This window comes from Sinomonas sp. RB5 (assembly GCF_054063535.1).
Genome location: NZ_JBSSGJ010000005.1, coordinates 50072 through 68019, shown reverse-complemented (window position 1 = coordinate 68019; position 17948 = coordinate 50072). Strand labels below are relative to the sequence as shown.

17 protein-coding genes are annotated in these 17948 nt (G+C 71.2%); 3 read left to right on the top strand and 14 right to left on the bottom strand.

Translation table 11 applies throughout. The features are described from left to right. The 8 genes from prcA to ACVWWH_RS07740 form a co-directional block, all read right to left on the bottom strand. Entirely contained in the window at positions 1 to 708 is a 708-nt protein-coding gene (gene prcA / locus ACVWWH_RS07775) for a proteasome subunit alpha (RefSeq protein ID WP_066497748.1), read from the bottom strand. 2 nt (positions 709 to 710) lie between these two features. Beyond that, positions 711 to 1520, bottom strand: a complete 810-nt coding sequence (gene prcB / locus ACVWWH_RS07770) for a proteasome subunit beta (protein WP_066497747.1) — start codon at positions 1518 to 1520, stop codon at positions 711 to 713. A gap of 7 nt (positions 1521 to 1527) precedes the next feature. Next, on the bottom strand, positions 1528 to 1737 hold the full coding sequence (locus tag ACVWWH_RS07765) for a ubiquitin-like protein Pup (protein WP_066497746.1): 210 nt from the start codon (positions 1735 to 1737) through the stop codon (positions 1528 to 1530). A 123-nt stretch (positions 1738 to 1860) separates the two neighbouring features. After that, positions 1861 to 3447 (bottom strand): depupylase/deamidase Dop, encoded by a 1587-nt coding sequence (gene dop / locus ACVWWH_RS07760; protein WP_457316278.1) that lies wholly within the window; start codon positions 3445 to 3447, stop codon positions 1861 to 1863. Positions 3448 to 3507: 60 nt separating this feature from the next. Further along, positions 3508 to 5259 (bottom strand): proteasome ATPase, encoded by a 1752-nt coding sequence (gene arc / locus ACVWWH_RS07755; protein ID WP_457316167.1) that lies wholly within the window; start codon positions 5257 to 5259, stop codon positions 3508 to 3510. 178 nt (positions 5260 to 5437) lie between these two features. Continuing rightward, entirely contained in the window at positions 5438 to 6442 is a 1005-nt protein-coding gene (locus tag ACVWWH_RS07750) for a tRNA (adenine-N1)-methyltransferase (RefSeq protein WP_457316166.1), read from the bottom strand. Positions 6443 to 6495: 53 nt separating this feature from the next. Continuing rightward, complete coding sequence (locus ACVWWH_RS07745) at positions 6496 to 7644, bottom strand: site-2 protease family protein (RefSeq protein ID WP_457316165.1); 1149 nt, start codon at positions 7642 to 7644, stop codon at positions 6496 to 6498. Beyond that, positions 7641 to 8387, bottom strand: coding sequence for an HAD family hydrolase (locus ACVWWH_RS07740; RefSeq protein ID WP_066497739.1), 747 nt, complete (start codon positions 8385 to 8387; stop codon positions 7641 to 7643). The genes ACVWWH_RS07745 and ACVWWH_RS07740 overlap by 4 nt, the downstream gene beginning before the upstream one ends. A gap of 58 nt (positions 8388 to 8445) precedes the next feature. Here ACVWWH_RS07740 and ACVWWH_RS07735 point away from each other — a divergent pair, with 58 nt between their 5' ends. Then, positions 8446 to 9348, top strand: coding sequence for a PAC2 family protein (locus ACVWWH_RS07735; RefSeq protein WP_066497734.1), 903 nt, complete (start codon positions 8446 to 8448; stop codon positions 9346 to 9348). A gap of 26 nt (positions 9349 to 9374) precedes the next feature. Here the strand turns inward: ACVWWH_RS07735 and mshC are convergent, their stop codons facing one another. The 3 genes from mshC to ACVWWH_RS07720 form a co-directional block, all read right to left on the bottom strand. Further along, complete coding sequence (mshC, locus tag ACVWWH_RS07730) at positions 9375 to 10652, bottom strand: cysteine--1-D-myo-inosityl 2-amino-2-deoxy-alpha-D-glucopyranoside ligase (protein ID WP_066497732.1); 1278 nt, start codon at positions 10650 to 10652, stop codon at positions 9375 to 9377. 9 nt (positions 10653 to 10661) lie between these two features. Next, positions 10662 to 11501 carry an undecaprenyl-diphosphate phosphatase gene (locus tag ACVWWH_RS07725; RefSeq protein ID WP_066497730.1) on the bottom strand — a complete coding sequence of 280 codons (840 nt, stop codon included), beginning with the start codon at positions 11499 to 11501 and terminating at the stop codon, positions 10662 to 10664. 104 nt (positions 11502 to 11605) lie between these two features. Further along, a complete protein-coding gene (locus tag ACVWWH_RS07720; protein ID WP_066497728.1) occupies positions 11606 to 11890 on the bottom strand; it encodes a hypothetical protein in 285 nt (94 codons plus the stop codon). An 89-nt stretch (positions 11891 to 11979) separates the two neighbouring features. On the opposite strand from ACVWWH_RS07720, the gene ACVWWH_RS07715 reads away from it, so the two are divergent. Continuing rightward, the gene (locus tag ACVWWH_RS07715) at positions 11980 to 12228 is read left to right on the top strand and encodes a DUF5703 family protein (protein ID WP_066497726.1); all 249 of its coding nucleotides are present in this window, start codon (positions 11980 to 11982) and stop codon (positions 12226 to 12228) included. Positions 12229 to 12274: 46 nt separating this feature from the next. On the opposite strand, the gene ACVWWH_RS07710 is transcribed toward ACVWWH_RS07715, so the two are convergent. Then, a complete protein-coding gene (locus ACVWWH_RS07710) occupies positions 12275 to 12985 on the bottom strand; it encodes a hypothetical protein (RefSeq protein ID WP_066497725.1) in 711 nt (236 codons plus the stop codon). A 335-nt stretch (positions 12986 to 13320) separates the two neighbouring features. Between ACVWWH_RS07710 and ACVWWH_RS07705 the strand changes: the two genes are divergently transcribed. After that, positions 13321 to 14058, top strand: coding sequence for an AfsR/SARP family transcriptional regulator (locus tag ACVWWH_RS07705; protein WP_169803065.1), 738 nt, complete (start codon positions 13321 to 13323; stop codon positions 14056 to 14058). Positions 14059 to 14162: 104 nt separating this feature from the next. Here the strand turns inward: ACVWWH_RS07705 and ACVWWH_RS07700 are convergent, their stop codons facing one another. Then, complete coding sequence (locus ACVWWH_RS07700; protein WP_066497720.1) at positions 14163 to 15374, bottom strand: chitinase; 1212 nt, start codon at positions 15372 to 15374, stop codon at positions 14163 to 14165. A gap of 14 nt (positions 15375 to 15388) precedes the next feature. Continuing rightward, positions 15389 to 17713, bottom strand: coding sequence for a bifunctional polysaccharide deacetylase/glycosyltransferase family 2 protein (locus tag ACVWWH_RS07695; protein ID WP_229711001.1), 2325 nt, complete (start codon positions 17711 to 17713; stop codon positions 15389 to 15391). Positions 17714 to 17948: the final 235 nt, after the last annotated feature.

Genomic DNA, 17948 nt, shown 5'->3' with positions numbered 1-17948 from the left:
TCAGCCCTGCCGTTCCGCGAGTCCGTCGAGGATGCCGGCGAGCTCGTCCGGGCCGATGCGGCGGAAGGCGCGCCGCGTGCCGCGGGTGGTCTCGGAGTCGCGGTCCAGCACCCCGACCTCCAGCGTGATCGGCTCGGTGCGGTCCTCGCGGAGGGCGCGGGCGGCGAGCCGGATCGCCTCCGGAAAGTCCGCCTCGGAGGTCCATCCGTCCATCACGGCCTCCGCCACGCGTTCGGCCGCGCCGCCCATGACCACGAAGCGCCGCTCGTCGGCGATGGAGCCGTCGAACGTGAGCCGGAAGAGGTGGTCGCCCTCGACGTCGCCGCCCACCTCGGCGACGATGAGCTCGACCTCGAAGGGCTTCTGCTCGGCGGTGAAGACGGCGCCGAGGCTCTGGGCGTACACGCTCGCCAGTCCCCGGCCCGTGACGTCCTCCCGGTCGTAGGAGTAGCCGCGCACGTCGGCGTACCGGACCCCAGCCTGGCGGAGGCTCTCGAACTCGTTGTACTTGCCGACCGCCGCGAACGCGATCTTGTCGTAGATCTCGCCGATCTTGTGCAGCGACGGGGACGGGTTCTCGGCCACGAGGGCGATCCCGGCGCGGCAGCTCAGGACGACGACGGAGCGGCCGCGGGCGATGCCCTTCCGGGCGAAGTCCGCCCGGTCCTTCATGAGCTGTTCAGGTGAGACGTAGAACTGCTGGGTCATGCTCAGGCCTCCCGTCCTGCGACACTGCGCTCCGCGATGATCGCGCCAGCGATGGCCGCCAGCTCCCGCTCGGCCACGCGCCGGCTCCCGAGGCGCGTGACCGTGTACACGACGGGCCAGAGCTGCCGGACCGGATCCGGACCGCCCGTGGCGGAGTCGTCGTCGGCGGCGTCGTAGAGCGCCTCCACCGCGACGCGCACGGCATCCTCCTCGGCGAGGCCGGGCCGCCAGAGCTTCTTCAGCGCGCCCCGGGCGAAGACCGAGCCGGAGCCGACCGAGTGGTGCTCCAGTTCCTCGTAGCGGCCGCCGGTCACGTCATAGGAGAACAGCCGCCCCACGGCGGTCTCGAGGTCGAAGCCCGCGAACAGCGGGATCGCCGCCAGTCCCTGGAGTGCCAGGGGAAGGTTGCCCCTGACCATGGCCCCGAGGCGCGTCGCCTTGCCCTCGAGGCTCAGGAGGGTGCCCTCGATCTTCTCGTAGTGCTCGAGCTCGACCTGGAACAGGCGGGCGATGTCGATCGCGATCCCCGCCGTCCCGGCGATGCCGAGCACGGAAAAGCGGTCCGCCGGGAAGACCTTCTCGATGTGGCGGCTGGCGATCATGTTCCCCATGGTGGCCCGGCGGTCCCCCGCCATGATGACGCCGCCCGCGAAGGCGAGGGCCACGATGGTGGTGGCGTGCGGGGCCACCGCCGAGGCGTCGGCCGGCAGGCTCCGATGGAACGGGAGGAGGTCCGGCCGGGTCGCTGCCACGTGCTCGGTGAAGGATGATGTGGCGGCGGACACGACACGCTCGGCGAGGAAATCGTTCATCTGGGTCCTACTGCCCGCCCTTCTGGACGAACCCGCGCACGAACTCCTCGGCGTTGGTCTCGAGGACGTTGTCGATCTCGTCGAGGAGATCGTCGACGCCCTGGGTGCTGGCAGTGTCCTGCGCTGAGGCCTCCGGCGCGGCGGGTGCCGGGACATCGACCTCGACGGCCTCGTCCTCGCCCCGCGGCTGGGTGCTCTTCTGCTCCTGACCGGCCATGGCCGCCTCCTTGCGTCGGGCGCCTTGAGGGCGCCGGGTCTGGATCCTTCTGATCCCTATACTGTCACTTTTCGACCGCGTGTCACGGGTTGTGCCCGCGGTGTCGGACGGCCGGGGCGCCCCCTAGGTCCTGCGCTCGCCGAGGAGGGCCGCGAGGAAGTCCTCGATGCGGGCGTGCTCGTCGAAGAGCCCCTGGGTCAGAGCCTTCGTCCCGCGCAGCGGCTCGCGGGTCGGGACCCGCTGGAGCCGGTAGCTTCCGGGGGCCGCGAAGACGACCGAGTCCCAGCTGGCGCTCACGACGCTGCCGGGGAACCGCTTGATGCTCGTGCCGCGGAACCAGGCACGGGTGTCGGGCGGCGGCTCGGTGACGGCGGCCGCCACCGAGCCCGGATCGACCATGGTCTCCAGCGATCCCCGGGCCGCCAGCCGCAGCGCGATCCCCCGCTCGGGCCGCACGTCCGACCACTGGATGTCCACGAGGCCCAGCCGCGCGTCGCCCCAAAAGAGGCCGTCCCGGCTGCGGTAGCCCTCGAGCACCCGCAGCTTCGCGAGCCATTCCACGTACCCGGCGGCCGCGTCCCGGTCTCCGCCCAGGTCGGTCAGCGCACGCTCCCAGCGGCCGAGGACCTCGGCAGTGTGCCCGTCGCCGCCGTCGGCCGACGCGACACCGGAGTCGGCGGCGAGCTTCGCCGCGGCCTCGAAGTACATCCACTGCAGCTCGAGCCCGGTGACCTGTCGGCCGTCGAGCAGGCGGACCTTCTCCCCGAGCGAGGTGTCGTGGCTCAGCCGGTGCATGGCCGAGACGGGCTCATGGACCTCGACCTGGGGCGCCCTGCCGGCCTCGATGAGGCTCAGGACGAGGGCGGTCGTGCCGAATTTGAGGTAGTTCGCCACGTGGCTCACGTTGGCGTCGCCGATGATCACGTGGAGGCGCCGGTACTTGTCCGCGACGGCGTGCGGTTCGTCGCGGGTGTTGATGATGGGGCGCCGCATGGTGGTCTCGAGGCCCACCTCCGCCTCGAAGTAGTCGGCGCGCTGGCTGATCTGGTATCCGGGGCCCTTGCCGTCCTGCCCCAGGCCGACCCGGCCGGAGCCGCAGACCAGCTGGCGCGAGACGAAGAACGGGGTCAGCCCCCTGACGAGGTCGGAGAACGGCACCGAACGGGGCACGAGGTAGTTCTCGTGCGAGCCGTAGGAGGCGCCCTTGCCGTCGGTGTTGTTCTTGTAGAGGTTGATGGGGCCGCGCGCCTCGTCCCCCGCGAGGGCGCGCACCGTGGCGAGGGCCACGGCATCGCCCGCGACGTCCCACAGGAGCGCATCGCGGGGGTTGGTCACCTCCGGGCTCGAGTACTCGGGGTGGGCGTGGTCGACGTACAGGCGCGCCCCGTTGCCGAGCACGAGGTTCATCAGCGCGGGCTCCTGGTCGCCGTCGAGCTCGATCTCGGCCGGCCCGTGGGCGAGCGCGACCGCTTCCGCGGTGAGCACGGGTTCCGCGTCCGTGAGCTGGTCCGGGTGCGCCTGGGACCGCGCGACGGACCAGCCGCGCGCGTCGCGCAGGGGTGTCTCGTCGGTGTAGTCCCAGCCCGTCTCGGCCCGGCTGGCCGAGCGGGTCAGCCGCGCATAGGCCGCGATCACCTGGGAGGAGAGGTACGTCGCATTGGCCCCAGGCGAAGTCGGCGCGTGGATGCCGAACTCCGTCTCGGAGCCCATGACGCGCTGGGTTCCCCCGGCCGCGAGGCCGGGGCTCGGGTCACTGCTCACTGGTCCCCCTTACAGGTACTGGCCGGTGCTGGGGGTCGTCTCGATGGTCCTGCCGGGCTCGGCGCCGCCCTTGCCCTGGACGATGGTGCGGATGTAGGTGATCCGCTCGCCCTTCTTGCCCGAGATGCGCGCCCAGTCGTCGGGGTTGGTGGTGTTGGGCATGTCCTCGTGCTCGCGGAACTCGTCCGCGACGGCCCGGAGCAGGTGGTCCATGCGCAGGCCCTTGGCACCGGTCATGAGGAGTTCCTTGATCGCGGCCTTCTTGGCCCGGTCGACCACGTTCTGGATCACCGCCCCGGAGTTGAAGTCCTTGAAGTAGAGGATCTCGGTGTCGCCGTTGGCGTAGGTGACCTCGAGGTACTCGGTGGACTTGTCCGTCGCGTACATCGCCTCGACGGTGCGCTGGATCATCATGGCGACCGTGGCCGCCGGGTCCCCGCCGCACTCGGCGAGGTCCGCGGCATGGATCGGCAGGTCGTCCGTGAGGTACTTCGAGAAGATGTCCGCGGCGGCCTCGGCGTCCGGCCGCTGGATCTTGATCTTCACGTCGAGCCGCCCCGGGCGGAGGATTGCGGGGTCGATCATGTCCTCGCGGTTGGAGGCGCCGATGACGATCACGTTGTCCAGCCGCTCCACGCCGTCGATCTCGCTGAGCAGCTGCGGCACGATCGTGGTCTCGACGTCCGAGGAGACGCCGGTGCCGCGGGTACGGAACAGCGAGTCCATCTCGTCGAAGAACACCACCACGGGGCTGCCGTCCGAGGCCTTCTCCCGGGCCCTGGCGAAGATCAGCCGGATGTGCCGCTCCGTCTCGCCCACATACTTGTCGAGCAGTTCCGGGCCCTTGATGTTCAGGAAGTAGCTCTTGACGTCCGCGCTGCCGGCGCGCTCCATGGCCCGCGCCGCGAGCGAGTTGGCCACAGCCTTGGCGATGAGCGTCTTGCCGCACCCCGGGGGGCCGTAGAGCAGGATCCCCTTCGGGGCCTTGAGCCCGTGCTCCCGGTAGAGGTCCGGGTGCAGGAACGGCAGCTCGACGGCGTCGCGGATCTGCTCGATCTGCGACGCGAGGCCGCCGATGTCCGCGTAGCTGATGTCCGGGACCTCTTCGAGGACGAGGTTCTCGACTTCGGACCGGGGCACCTTCTCGAGCGCGTACCCGGTCCGGTTGTCCACCGAGACCGCGTCGCCGACGCGGAGGCGCTCGAGCTGGAGGGGGCCGGCGAGCCGCAGCACGCGTTCCTCGTCGCCGCGTCCGATCACGAGCACGCGGTCCTGGCCGAGGAGCTCCTTGATGGTGACGAGCTCGCCCGAGCGCTCGTAGCCGAGGCCGGCGACCACCTCGAAGGCCTCATTGAGGAGCACCTCCTGGCCCACGCTGAGCTCAGACAGGCTCACGAGCGGGCTCAGCCCCACGCGCATCTTCCGGCCGCTCGTGACGACGTCGACGCTCTCGTCCGTCACGGCCGCGGAGGCGCCGCCGGCGGGGCGCCGGCGGTTGAGCTGGACGATGCTGCCGAAGGAGTAGGGCGGCTGTCCCTCGTGCTCGAGGGCGGCCTTGAGGCGCACGATCTCCGCCTTGGCGGTCTTGAGCATCTCCGTCATGCGGGTGTTGTTGCCCGTGGCGGCGGCGAGCTGGCGGTCGACCGCGCGCAGCTTGTCCCGCAGCACGTTGATCTGCCGCTCGGCGATGCTCAGCTGCTCTGCCTGGGCCGACGGAGGCGCCGCCTCAGGGCCGGTGCCCGACTGTCCGTTCTCCACCATCGCAACCACGTCCTCTTCGATCCGTGCCGCCCCTGCGGGCTGCCGGGGCGCCCGGCGCGGACGCCGGAGCCACTCCCCTCATGCATCGACACTAGCGCGGCATGCAGCTCACGTACCCCACCGACGAGCCTTGGAAACCGAAGAGTTACACGCCTTCCGCAGCGTGGAAATGGCGGGTTCAGGCCTCTTGGCTGCCCGCGCGGGCGTCCCGGGCAACGCGCCGGAGCCTGCGGTCCGAGACCGTGCGCTCGCCGACCGACTCGGGCGTCCAGGCGTTGAGGTCCTCCTCGCTGAACTCGGCCTTGTTGCGCTTCTTGCGCACGAGCGGAGCCACACCCTCGGCGAGGCGGCGCGTGGTGAGGAGGAAGCCGGTGTGGCCGACCATGCGGTGCTCGGGGCGCACCGCCAGGCCCTCGAGGTGCCATCCGCGCACCATGGACTCCCACGCGTCCGGCTCGGTGAAGCGGCCATCGGCCCGGATCGCCTCGGCGGTGCGGGAGAGCTGGGTCGCCGTCGCGACGTAGTTGATCCACACGCCGCCAGGGGCCAGGACCGTGGCCACGGCCTCGAGGCACTCCCACGGCGCGAGCATGTCCAGGACCACCCGGTCCACGCTGCCGGGCTCTTCCGCGGCGACGACCTCGTCCTGGAAGTCGCCGAGCGAGATGCGCCACGCCGGGTGCGGGCCGCCGAAGATGGTCTCGACGTTCCCGCGGGCGATGTCCGCGAACTCCTGGCGGCGCTCGAAGGAGTGGAGGTAGCCGCCGTCTCCCACCGCCCGCAGGAGCGAGATCGACAGGGCCCCCGACCCCACTCCGGCCTCGACCACGCGCGCCCCGGGGAAGATGTCCGCCATCGTGACGATCTGGCCCGCGTCCTTGGGGTACACCACCGCGGCGCCGCGCGGCATCGAGAGCACGAAGTCGGACAGGAGCGGACGCAGGGCCTGGTACTGGTGGCCCGCCGTGTTCGTCACGACCGAGCCGTCCGGCCTGCCGATGATCTCGGAGTGGTTGAGGAAGCCCTTGTGCGTGTGGAAGGCGCCGCCGTCGGCGAGCGTGATGGTGTTCATCCGCCCGCGCTCGTCGGTCAGCTGCACGCGCTCCCCGACGCGGAAAGGGCCTCGTCGGTATGCCGCACCGGTGGGTCCGTCCGCCGCGGCGGGCTGGGCGCTCAAGCTCATGGGTGTCCTCTCTTGGCCCCGTCGGCTCGCGACGGGGCGGTCAAAATGGGCTGCTACCTGGCCGGCCGCAGGGGCCGGCCCGAGATGACGGCGACGACGTCACGCTGGCTCAGGAGCCCCGTCACACGACCGGCGGCATCCACCACGGCATACTCCGAGCCGGCGAGCTGGGCGAGGTACTGGATGAGCTCCTGGCCCGCCGCGGTGTCCGGGACGTAGGCACCGGGGGCGAGGGCGTAGCCGACGGCGGTGACGGGAGTGGTCGCCCGCGCGGGGGCCGGCACACGCTCGATCGCCGACGGATCGACGACCCCCTGCGGCTTGCCCTCCGGCGAGCAGAGCACGACGGCGACCCCCGCCTCCGCGCCGGCCCGCACCGCCTCGTCGACGCTGGCGAAGTTGGGGATGCCCACGGCGGGGCGGGCGAGGCGTCCCGCGACGACCTCGGGCAGCCGCGAGCGGAATCCGGCGTGCCGGATCGAGGCGGACGCGCCCTGCCACAGGAACGCGGCGACGAGGAGGGTGACCATGGTGAAGGGCAGGTCGAGCTGTTCCCCCTGGGCGAGGGGCACCACGACGGCGAGGAGCACGATGCCCGCCACGATCGCCCGGCCGGTCCAGCCCGCGGCGATGGTGCCCTTCTCCTGCGAGCCCGTCGCCTTCCAGACGGCGCTCTCGACGATCCGCCCGCCGTCGAGCGGCAGGCCGGGCAGGACATTGAAGACGGCGATGAGGAAGTTCGCCCACATGAAGATGTTCACGAGGATGTCCGCGACGCCTGTGAGGTGGACGCCCGAGACGACGAGCCACGCGGCGCCGGCCAGCACGAAGTTCGCCGCGGGGCCGGCGAGGGCCACGGCGACTGAGCGCGCCGGGGTCGCGGTGAAGGCCTCGAACTGCGTGTGGCCGCCCCACAGGTTGAGGACGATCTTGTGGCTCGGCCAGCCGAAGGCGCGGGCGGTGAGGGCGTGCGCGAGTTCGTGGACGAGCACGGAGAGCAGGAGCAGGACCGCGTAGGCGAACGCCACGAGATAGGCGGCGACCCCGAGGTGGGGCTGGCGGAGCTGGAGCGTGGGCCCGTAGACGATGACGGTGAACGCGGCGATGACGAACCAGGAGTAGGCGAGGACGACGGGCACGCCCGCGATCCGTCCCAAGGGGATTCCCTCGCGTCGGTTCTCGGACTCGTGGCTGCCGGTCACGCGGCGCCCCCGGCCGTGGTGCCCGCGAGCGAGGCCTCGAGGGCCGCGGCGAGGTCGCCCGGCGTCCTGCCGGCGAGCGTCTCCCAGTGCTCCACGCCGAGGTGCACGGGGACGGCGAGGGCGTTCGGCACCACGACGGTGGCGAGCCCGGCGGCGTTGGAGGACGTGGCCCCCGGGATGGAGTCCTCGACGGCGAGGCACTCGGTGAGCGCGAGTCCAGGAAGGGCCTGGGCGAGCAGCTCGACGCCGCGGAGGTAGGGCTCGGGGTCGGGCTTGCCGCGGCCCACCACGTCGCCGGTGACGATGGCGGAGAACGTGCCCTCGGGGAGGTGGTCGACGATGCGGTGCGCCATGGGCTTCTCGGACATCGTCACGAGCGCGCAGTGGACCCCCTCGGCCCTCACGGCGGCGAGGAGCTCCCGCGCGCCGGGACGCCACGGCACGGCTGCCCCGAGCTGCTCGACGACACGGGCGGTGAGGGCGTCGATGATCTCGCGCACGCCCATCCGGACGCCGCCCTCCTGGAGCATGCGCGCGGAGGTCGTCAGGGCCTGGCCGACGAGGCGCATGGCCTGCTCGTGAGTCCACTCCCCGCCGAAGCGCTCGACGAGCTCGCGCTCCGCGGTGATCCAGTACGGCTCGGTGTCCACGAGCGTGCCGTCCATGTCCCACAGGACGGCTCGCAGCGGCGCGGCGCTGCTGAGGGCAGGGCTGGTGGCGGGATTCTCGGCCGGGGAACGCATATGCACCAGTCTAGGGTGCCAGCCGGGCGCGCACGGGCGTGCGCGCTAGTCTGGACCGATGAACGAGTTCGACGCCGATGCCCCGGCACCCCATCCCGGCCTCTTCCCGGTCCCAGCCGAGGGCGAGCGGGTCACGGTGATGCTCGCCGCGTTCGAGGGCTGGAACGACGCCGGCGAGGCCGCGAGCGATGCCCTGCGGTACCTGCGTCGCGCCTTCGGGGCCCAGCGGGTCGGGTCGATCGACGCGGACGACTTCTATGACTTCCAGTTCACCCGCCCGACCGTGCGCCAGACGGGCTCTGGGCGCCGGCGCATCAAGTGGCCCACCACGAAGATCTCGACGGCGCGCGTGGACGGCCACCCCGTGGACCTGGTGTTCGTCCAGGGCACCGAGCCGTCCTACCGCTGGCGGGCGTTCACGGACGAGCTGGTCGAGTACCTCGACGACCTCGAGGTGGACTACCTGATCGTCCTCGGCGCGCTCCTGGCCGATGTGCCGCACTCCCGCCCGATCCCGGTGACTGCCACGAGCGAGAACGACGAGGTGCGCGAGCGGCTCAACCTCGAGGCCTCCCAGTACGAGGGCCCGACGGGAATCGTGGGCGTCTTCGCGGACGCCGCGGACCGCCACGGGACGCCGACCGTGTCCGTGTGGGCGGCCGTCCCCCACTACGTGGCGCAGGCCCCCTCCCCCAAGGCCCAGCTCGCGATCCTGCACCGGATCGAGGAACTGCTCCAGATCCCGCTCGACACGAACGAGCTGGCGGAGGACGCCGAGGCGTGGGAGCGCGGGGTGAACGAGCTCGCCACCGAGGACCCCGAGGTCGCCGCCTACATCCACCAGCTCGAGGAGGCGAAGGACACCGCCGACCTCCCCGAGGCCTCGGGCGAGTCGATCGCCCGCGAGTTCGAGCGCTACCTCAAGCGGCGCGGCAAGGACAACCCGCCGGCCGGCGGCTGAGGCCGGCGCCCCCAGCCGCGGTCCGGCTACCCGAGGTCGATGCCCAGGAGGGCGTCGACCGCAGCGGCGACCAAGGCGCCGTCGTCCGCGCTCGCAGCGCTGCCCGCCAGCGCGTCCTCGGCCCACTTGTCCACGGCGGCCAGTGCGCGCGGCGCGTCGAGGTCATCGGTCAGGGCGCCGCGGATCTCGCCGAGGAGCGGCTCGGCCGAACCCGGCAGGGCGCGGGTGACGGCGTGCCGCCAGGTCTCGAGGCGCTGCACCGATGCGTCGAGCAGCTCGCCCGTCCACTCCCAGTCGGAGCGGTAGTGGTTGGCGAGGACGGCCAGGCGGATCGCCGCGGGCTCGACGCCGGCGGCGCGCAGGGTGGAGACGATCACGAGGTTGCCGCGCGACTTGCTCATCTTCTCGCCGTCGAGGCCCACCATGCCGGTGTGGGCGAAGTGCCGCGCGAGCGGCACGTGGTGGAGGCTCCACGCGTGTCCGGCGCCCATCTCGTGGTGCGGGAAGGCGAGGTCCGAGCCCCCGCCCTGCACGGTGAACGGGGCCGGAAGGAACTTCTGGGCGATGACGGTGCACTCGATGTGCCAGCCGGGGCGGCCGGGGCCGAGGGTCCCGCCGTCCCAGTGGGGCTCGCCGAGCCTGGCCTCCCGCCACAGGATCGGGTCGAGAGGGCTGTGCTTGCCGGGGCGGTCCGGATCGCCGCCGCGCTCGCCGAAGAGCTCGATCATCTCGGCGACGGTCAGGTGGGAGACGTCGCCGAGGCGCCAGGCCTCGGGGGCGTCCGCGCGGCGGGTCGCCTCGGTGACGTCATAGTAGACGTCGCTGTCCGGCTCGCCCTCGGCGCCGGCGAGCTGGTAGGCGAGGCCTTCCGCGAGGAGGCGCTCGACTTCGGGGACGATCCACGGGATCGACTCGACCGCCCCGACGTAGTGGTCCGGGGCGAGGACGCGCAGGGCCTCCATGTCGGACTGGAAGAGGTCGATCTGCTGGTGGGCGAGGGTCCGCCAGTCGACGCCGGTCGCGTCGGCCCGCTCGAGGAGCGGATCGTCGACGTCGGTCGTGTTCTGCACATAGGCCACGGTGCTGCCCGCGTCGCGCCAGACGCGGTTGAGGAGGTCGAACGCGAGGTAGGTGGACGCGTGGCCTAGATGGGTCGCGTCGTAGGGAGTGATCCCGCACACGTACATCGACTGCTCGGGGGCCGTCGGGATCTCCACGGTGTCCCGCAGCCGCGTGTCGAAGAGCCGGACCGGGCCGGCCGAGCCGGGCAGCTGTGGGACGGGTGTCTGCCTCCAGGTTTTCACCCGACCACTCTAGTGCCCGGCGGTGATGACCCCGAATCCGAGCAGGACATAGAGCGCCGCGCCCAGGCCGATGCGGTACCACACGAAGAGCCGGTAGGAATTGTGCGAGACGTACTTCAGGAACCAGCCGATGATGACGTAGCCGACGACGAAGGCCACCACGGTCGCGACGGCGGTCTCGCCGAGGCCGTACGGGCCGCCGTCGAACCCTCCCTTGAGGGACTTGGAGAGCTGGTACAGGCCGGAGCCGAACACGGCAGGGATCGCGAGCAGGAAGGAGTACCGCGCCGCGGCCTCGCGGGTGTACCCCATGTACAGGCCCGCCGTGATGGTGCCCCCCGACCGCGAGACGCCGGGGATGAGGGCGAGCGCCTGCGCGAACCCGTAGGCGATGCCGTGGCGGGTGCTGAGGTGGTCGAGGCTGCGCGCGTGCCGGCCGGCGGCGTCGGCCGCGGCGAGGATGAGGCCGAACACGATCAGCGTGGTCGCGGTGATCCAGAGGGAGCGGAGCACGGTTTCGATCTGGTCCTGGAACAGCAGGCCGAGGACCACGATCGGGATGCTGCCGAGGATCACGAACCAGCCCATCCGCGCGTCCGGGTCGGTCCGCGGGACTCGCCCCACGAGGGAGCGGGCCCAGGCCCCGATGATCCTGACGATGTCCCGCCAGAAGTAGATGATGACCGCGGTCTCGGTTCCCAGCTGGGTGATCGCCGTGAAGGCCGCGCCGGGGTCCTGGGCGTTCGGCAGGAACTCCCCCACGATCCGGAGGTGCGCGCTGGAGGACACGGGGAGGAATTCCGTCAGACCCTGGACGAGCCCGAGGAAGGCGGCTTCGAGGAAATTCACGCGTGCCACTCTACGTGGACGCCGGGGCCTGGCTGGGAATTCCCTGACAGTGGTGTCGGGGGCCTCAGCCGAGACCGTGTCCGGCTGTGGGCGCCTCCGCGGTCCTACTCCTCGTCCCGGTCGTCGTCCTCGTCCTGGTCCTCGTCCTCGTCGTCCTGGTCCTCGTCCTCGTCGTCCTCGTCGTCGTCCGAATCCACCAGGTCGAGCGGCAGCTCTTCGCCATAGGCGTCGTAGAGCGCATCGGAGTACGCCTCGAAGGCATCGGCGACCGCGAAGAAGGCGGCCTCGACGGCGGGGTCGTCGTCGCCGCGCCGCGAGGCTGCCGCGACGAGGTGCTCCTCCAATGCAGCTGTGAGCGAACCGAGGGCGACGCGCGGATCAATGCTCATGGAGGCAACGGTAGTCTGAAACCATCGGGCGCGCCTAGGTACCCGGTCGGGCACCCGCAGGCGCCCAGCAGCACGAGGAAGCGAGGGCCATGAAGGAGCGGATCCTCTCCACGACGCAGTCGCTCGCCGCGGGGGGCCGGCCCGCGGGGCCGGGGCGGCAGTACGAGTACCTGGTCCTGTCGGTGGGCCCCGGGGACTCGCTGGCCGATGCGCGCCAGCGGGTGCGCGAGCACTCCGAGTACGGCCGGTGGGAGCTCGAGCGGAGCCGCCTGTACATGGGCGGGGGCCGCCAGTACTGGCTGCGCCGCAAAGTGATGCTGGTCGAGCGGACGGCATAGCCGCAACCAACGTCCGTCCCCGGGCCCCGCTGTCAGGGACAGGCGGTCACGAGCGCGGGGCAACGTAGGGCATCGGCACCGCGATCTTCCCGTGGGACCGCGGGATCGTGATGCCCGGGGCGAGGGCATCGATCGTGCGGTCCGCATGGTCCAGGGCTGCGAGCACCTTCGCGTAGTCGGCCTCCGCCTGGCTTGCGTGCCAGGCATTGGCCGCGGCCTGCAGCTCGCCCTGGTCGCCCATGATCACGCTCCAGTCGTCCACCTGCTGGGGCTCGTTCCCCCCGTAGACGTCGGACGCGTCCCCGAACGCGGTCTGGGCGGTGGCGAGCAGGCTGCCCTGGTTCATGATGTTCCACCACAGCTCGAACCTGTCCGTGTCCCCCGCCACGAGGTACTGGTGCCCCTGGTCGAACCGGTCGCGGTACCAGTTGGCGCTGGTCTTCAGGATCGCCACCGCACGGGCCGGCGGGCTCTGGAACTGGGACGGATCCGTCAGCGGGCCGGCGGCCGCTGGGTCCGTCGTCGCGGAGTCCGTGGTCGCCGTTCCGCTCGGCGCAGATGCGGTGCCCTGCGGCCCGGGAGCCGTGGACGGCGCCGCGGGCAGAGCCGTGCCCTCCGCTCCCGGCCCCGTGGGGAGGGGCTGCGGGGTGCCGCACGCAGCGAGGCCGAGGGCAGCTGCCAGCACGGCCGCGAGCGGGCCACCGCGCACGGGGTGCGGCGGGTCGCTGGGTACCGCGCGGGAGAGACGCTTCCCCATGGCAGACCTCCCTGGAACTGGCGTCCGGTGGACAGATACTGCGCGCCCTCTCGCGGGGAGGTCAAGGGCCTTTCGCAGCACTTCTGGGGGCAGATTCGCCCCGAGTAGTCGGCCGCGTGCGGGTGCGTACCGTTCGAGTAGTGGCCGCCCGGACGGCCCAGCCCATTCACGTGGAGACCACTCGTGACCGCAGCAGAGCGGGGGTTGTCTACTGGAGCCGAGGCCCCCAGTTCGGCACGCGGACGCGGCGCAGGAGCGGAGGGCCAGATGAGCCCGGGAAGGCGCCGCCCAACCAGGCTCCCGTGCTAGTCGGCGAAGGGGGTAGAGCATCCGTGGTGGCTTGGGAACTGCACCTCTTGGGGTCCTGGGAGCTGCTCAGGGACGGCGCTCCCCTGCCGATCGGCAGGCGCCAGCAGCGGCTCATCGCCTCGCTCGCCCTCATGGGCAGCCGTCCGCGCAGCTATCTGGCCGGCCTGCTGTGGCCGGAGAGCAGCGAGCACCAGGCGGCCGGCAACCTCCGGTCCTCGGTCTTCAAGCTCCGGCACCAGCTGCCTGACCTGCTGGACCGCAGCCTCGATCCGCTCCGGCTCTCGGATGGGATCACCGTGGATCTCGACCGGCTGCGCTGGGTGGCCCAGAAGGCGCTCGCCGGCACCCTGCCGGGCGCGGGTGCAGAAGACCTCCTCTTCGGCTCCGAGCTGCTGCCGGGGTGGTACGACGACTGGGTCATGTACGAGCAGGAGCGCCTCCGCGGGCTGCGGGTGCTGGCACTCGAGGCGATCGCGCGCAACCACCTCTCGACGGGGAACTACGAGGCCGCCATCTCGGCCGCCCGGTATGCCGCCTCGCTGGAGCCGCTGCGCGAGTCGGCCCACAAGCTCATCAGCCGCGCCCAGACCGACAGCGGCAGCCGCGCCGACGCGCAGCGCACCCTGCTCGAGTTCCGGCGCAGGCTGTGGACGGAGATGGGGGTTGCCCCGGCCGAGCGGCAGGTCGTCAACCGGGGCCCCGCCGCGGCGCGTCCGCAGTCGGGGTGGATTCCGCGCGCAGGGACCGCCGGCCCCGAGCGGTGAGGTCGGGCTGAGCACGACGACGGCCGGCGCCTTCGCAGCGGAAGGCGCCGGCCGTCGTCGTGCGTCGCTCAGGGTTGGGTCGCGCAGGGTCAGGCCGCGTAGGGTCAGGAGGCCTTGGGCGAGGCCGAGGGCATCAGGCCGGAGGACAGCGCCGCAGCGAAGGCGCCGCGGTTCTGGCCGACGACGCCGCTGCAGGTGTCCGCGGCCTCGGGCTCCCTGGCGTCGTTCTGCCGCAGGCCCTCTCCCGGGGAGCAGGCGCGGTCCCTGTTGAGCGACCACATGGACAGGCGGGCGATGCCGCGGTCATGGACGAACTGGTTCAGTCCCCTGGCCGCCTGGAGGTCGAAGGTCTCCCCCACCACGTCGTTGGCCCCGATCATCGGGGTGAGGCCGAGCTTCTTCCAGGCCTGGGCCTCCTGGCCCTGCCCGAGGCCGAAGATCTGGGCGAGCTGCCAGTGGGTGCTCGTGGCGGCCTCGATCGAGGTCTGGAGCATCTTCTGGCCCGAGGCGGGTCCCTCGTAGTCCATCGTCATGATGTTCACGCCGGCGAGGTCGACGCCTCCCCGCACGGTCTGCAGGACCACCGCCGAAGCTTCAGGGGACAGTCCCTGGGCGGTCACGGGCAGGGTCAGCCACACCTGCGGCATGCGCGGCGCGCCCAGGTCGCCGAGGACCTGTCGCAGGGCCTGGACGCGCCGGTCGGTCGCTGCGACGTCCGAGAGGTTCCGGGCCTCGATGTCGAAGTCGAGCACGTCGGGGGCGTAGCGGTCGATGACCTTCCTGTAGGCCTGCGCGAGCGCCTGCGCGTCGGGGCACTTCCTCGCGAGCTCGTCGCCGGCCGCTCCGCCGAAGGAGAGGGCCACCCCGTGCCCCTTCGCGCGCAGCTGCGCGACGCGGTGGTCGAGGTCCAGCTCGGTGGCCGCCTTGTCCAACGAGTACTGCCCGCCCCAGGACGGCTCGCACGGGTTGGCCGGATCGGCGATGACGAAGGCGAGGACGGCCCTCCCGTCGGGGCTGCTGTCGTCGAAGGGGTACAGGGGCTTCAGGGTCACGTCCGCGTACCCGCCGAACCAGGGAGCACTGCCTGAGGCCGACCCCGGTGCGGAGCCGGACGCCGGTCCCGATGCTGCGGCGTCGGAGGTCGCCGGTGTCCCTCCCGGGCCGGACGCCGCCCGGCCTCCCGAGGCCTGGCCGCCCCCTCCCGGTCCGCTGGTTGAGGACACGGCGATCGTGAGGCCCAGCGTGACCAGTGCGGCGAGGAGCCCGAGCCCGAGGAGCAGGAAGGGGGCTCTGCGCCGTGCTGACGGACGGGCCATGGCTCAGGCCGCGCTCACCGGGGGTCGCTGGACAGCATCGGCAGGGCGGAGTCCCTGGACATGACGGGGACGGCCGCGGGCTTGCCTGGGCGCGGCTTCTCGCGCGCGGGTGCCTGCACGCCCTGGCTCGCGGCGGTCGCCGACGGGACCAGCACGCTGTTGGTGCGCTCAGGCCGGTACCAGCCCACCATGCGGCCGCGGGCTGCATGCAGCAGGGAGCCGTAGAGCACATAGGCCCGCAGCGGCTCGTAGATGAGGCGGTAGAGCGGCACCATGAGGAGGTGGCGCGGGCTCTCGCGGACCATGATCACGGCCACAGTAGAGATGATCAGGTGGGCCCCGGCGACGAAGGCGGCGAAGATCGCGATCGGCGCCCACTGGCCCTGAGCGAGGATGACACCGGCCACCATGAAGGTCATCGGCATGAAGACCAGGGGGATGAGCACCGAGATCAGCGCGTAGGGCATGCTCACGAGGCCCAGCACCCCGTACTTGGGGTTGAAGAGCATCTTCCGGTGCTTGTAGAGCGCCTGGATGTTGCCGTAGGTCCACCGCAGGCGCTGCTTGGCGAGGCCCTTGAGGGTCATCGGAGCCTCCGTCCAAGCGACCGCCTTGTTCTCCTGGACGATGCTGTACCCCAGGCCCTGAATGGTCAGGGTGAGGTCCGAATCCTCCGCCAGGGTGTCGTGGGAGTAGCCGCCCGCCTGGAGCAGGGCCTCCCGCCGCCAGGCCGCGCAGGCACCGGGGACAATCGAGATCGCCCCTACGGCGCCCTCTGCCATCCTCGTGACGCAGATGCCGGAGATGTACTCGAGGGCCTGCCACGCCGTGATGATGTTGTGCCGGTTGCCGACCTTCACGTGGCCGGCCACGGCGCCGAGCGGCTTCTTGTGCGAGGTGTCCAGGAAGTGCCGGGCGAACATCCTGATGGTCTGCGGCTCGAAGATCGTGTCCCCGTCCAGCGTCACGACGATCTCGCCGCGGGAATGGGCGATCCCATTGTTGCTCGCCGCGGACTTCCCGCCGTTCGGCTGGTCCACGACCCGCAGCTGGGGCCACGAGCGGGCATACTCCCGCAGGATCGCCAGCGTGCGGTCCGTTGATCCGTCGTTCACGGCCACGACCTCGAAGGCCGGATAGTCGCTGGCCATCAGCGCATCCAGAGTCTTGGTCACCACGGCTTCCTCGTTGAAGACCGGGAGGACCACGCTGACAAAGGGAAGCTGGGCGTCCGGGATCACCTCCCAGCGCTTCCTGCGCTGCCGGCCATTGGAGATGAGGGCGAGGATCACGTACAGGATGGACATGACGCTGAGCGATCCGATCCCGAACCAGAACAGCCACGAGATCACGATGTCCGGGACGAGGGTCAGCGACGCGCCGACCGCCACCGTCGCAAGGTCGTCGGCGTTGGGCGTGATCTTCTGGGGCAGATCCTTCGGGTCCAGCATCGGTGCCAGTGTTGTGAAGGTGTAGCCCTCCGCCTTCGCCTTGGTGATGAAGTCCTGGAGCATGTGGATCGTGGCCTGGCGGTCTCCGCCGCCGTCGTGCATGAGCACGACGTGGCCCTTGCCGTCCAGCTGCGGCGTGGGAATCGGCGCCCCGGGCGGGTAGGACCAGTCCAGCGTGTCGAGATCGAGGTCGACGTGGATGTAGCCGAGCTGCTGGGCCTGGAGGACACCGACGAGGTTGCCCTGGGGGTTGCCCTCAGGCAGGCGGAAGAGCCGCGACGCATAGCCGGTGAGGCCCCTGATGAGGTGGTCGTTGCCGATCAGCTGCTCGCGGTTGACCAGGTCGGGGTTGTCCGTGAAGCTCGCGTGCGTGAGGGTGTGGTTGCCGACCATGTGGCCCTCGCGGACCTCCCGCTGGACGAGCTCGGGGTAGGCGGACATCTCGTAGCCCACGTCGAAGAAGGTCGCAGGCACCTTCTCCTTGGACAGGAGGTCCAGGAGCGCCGGAGTGTTGCGCGGGTCCGGGCCATCGTCGAAGGTGAGGATCAGTTGGTGGTCGTCGGGAACCCCATAGTTGTCGACCACGTAGGGGTGGTCCCCGATCGTCTTTGCCTCATCCGGCGTGGCCTGCCGGAAGATGGTGTTGCTGAACGGGTCCTTGAGGTACACGTTCCTGCCCTGCCGCGCGGCGACCGCGACCCTCTGGAAGATGCCGTTCTCGTCGCCGACGACGGGGACATCCTCGGGGTCGCCCTGGGCCAGCAGCTGGCGGGGGTAGTCGGGCGAGGTATTCAAGGTGGTCGCCCACAGCGGAGCCGCGGCACTGGGCAGGATCCACACCAGGGGGACGGTCAGGACGACGAAGACCGCGACCAACGTGCCGAGCACCCGTGACCACCTGTTCCCGCTCGGGTCGAAGAAGACGGGCTTCCCTACGCCGGATTGCGGACGTCTCATAGAGGAACCCCCAAAAGAAGTGAGCGGCATGGACGGCGAGGGGCCTTCGGCGACGTGCATTGCACGCGTCGGAGTGGACTCGCTGTCCGGTCCGTCTGGTGGCGTCGTGAGCTTGTGGCTCGGTCGCTTGTGGCTCTGTAGAAGGAGTAGAGCGGGCGGCCCGTTG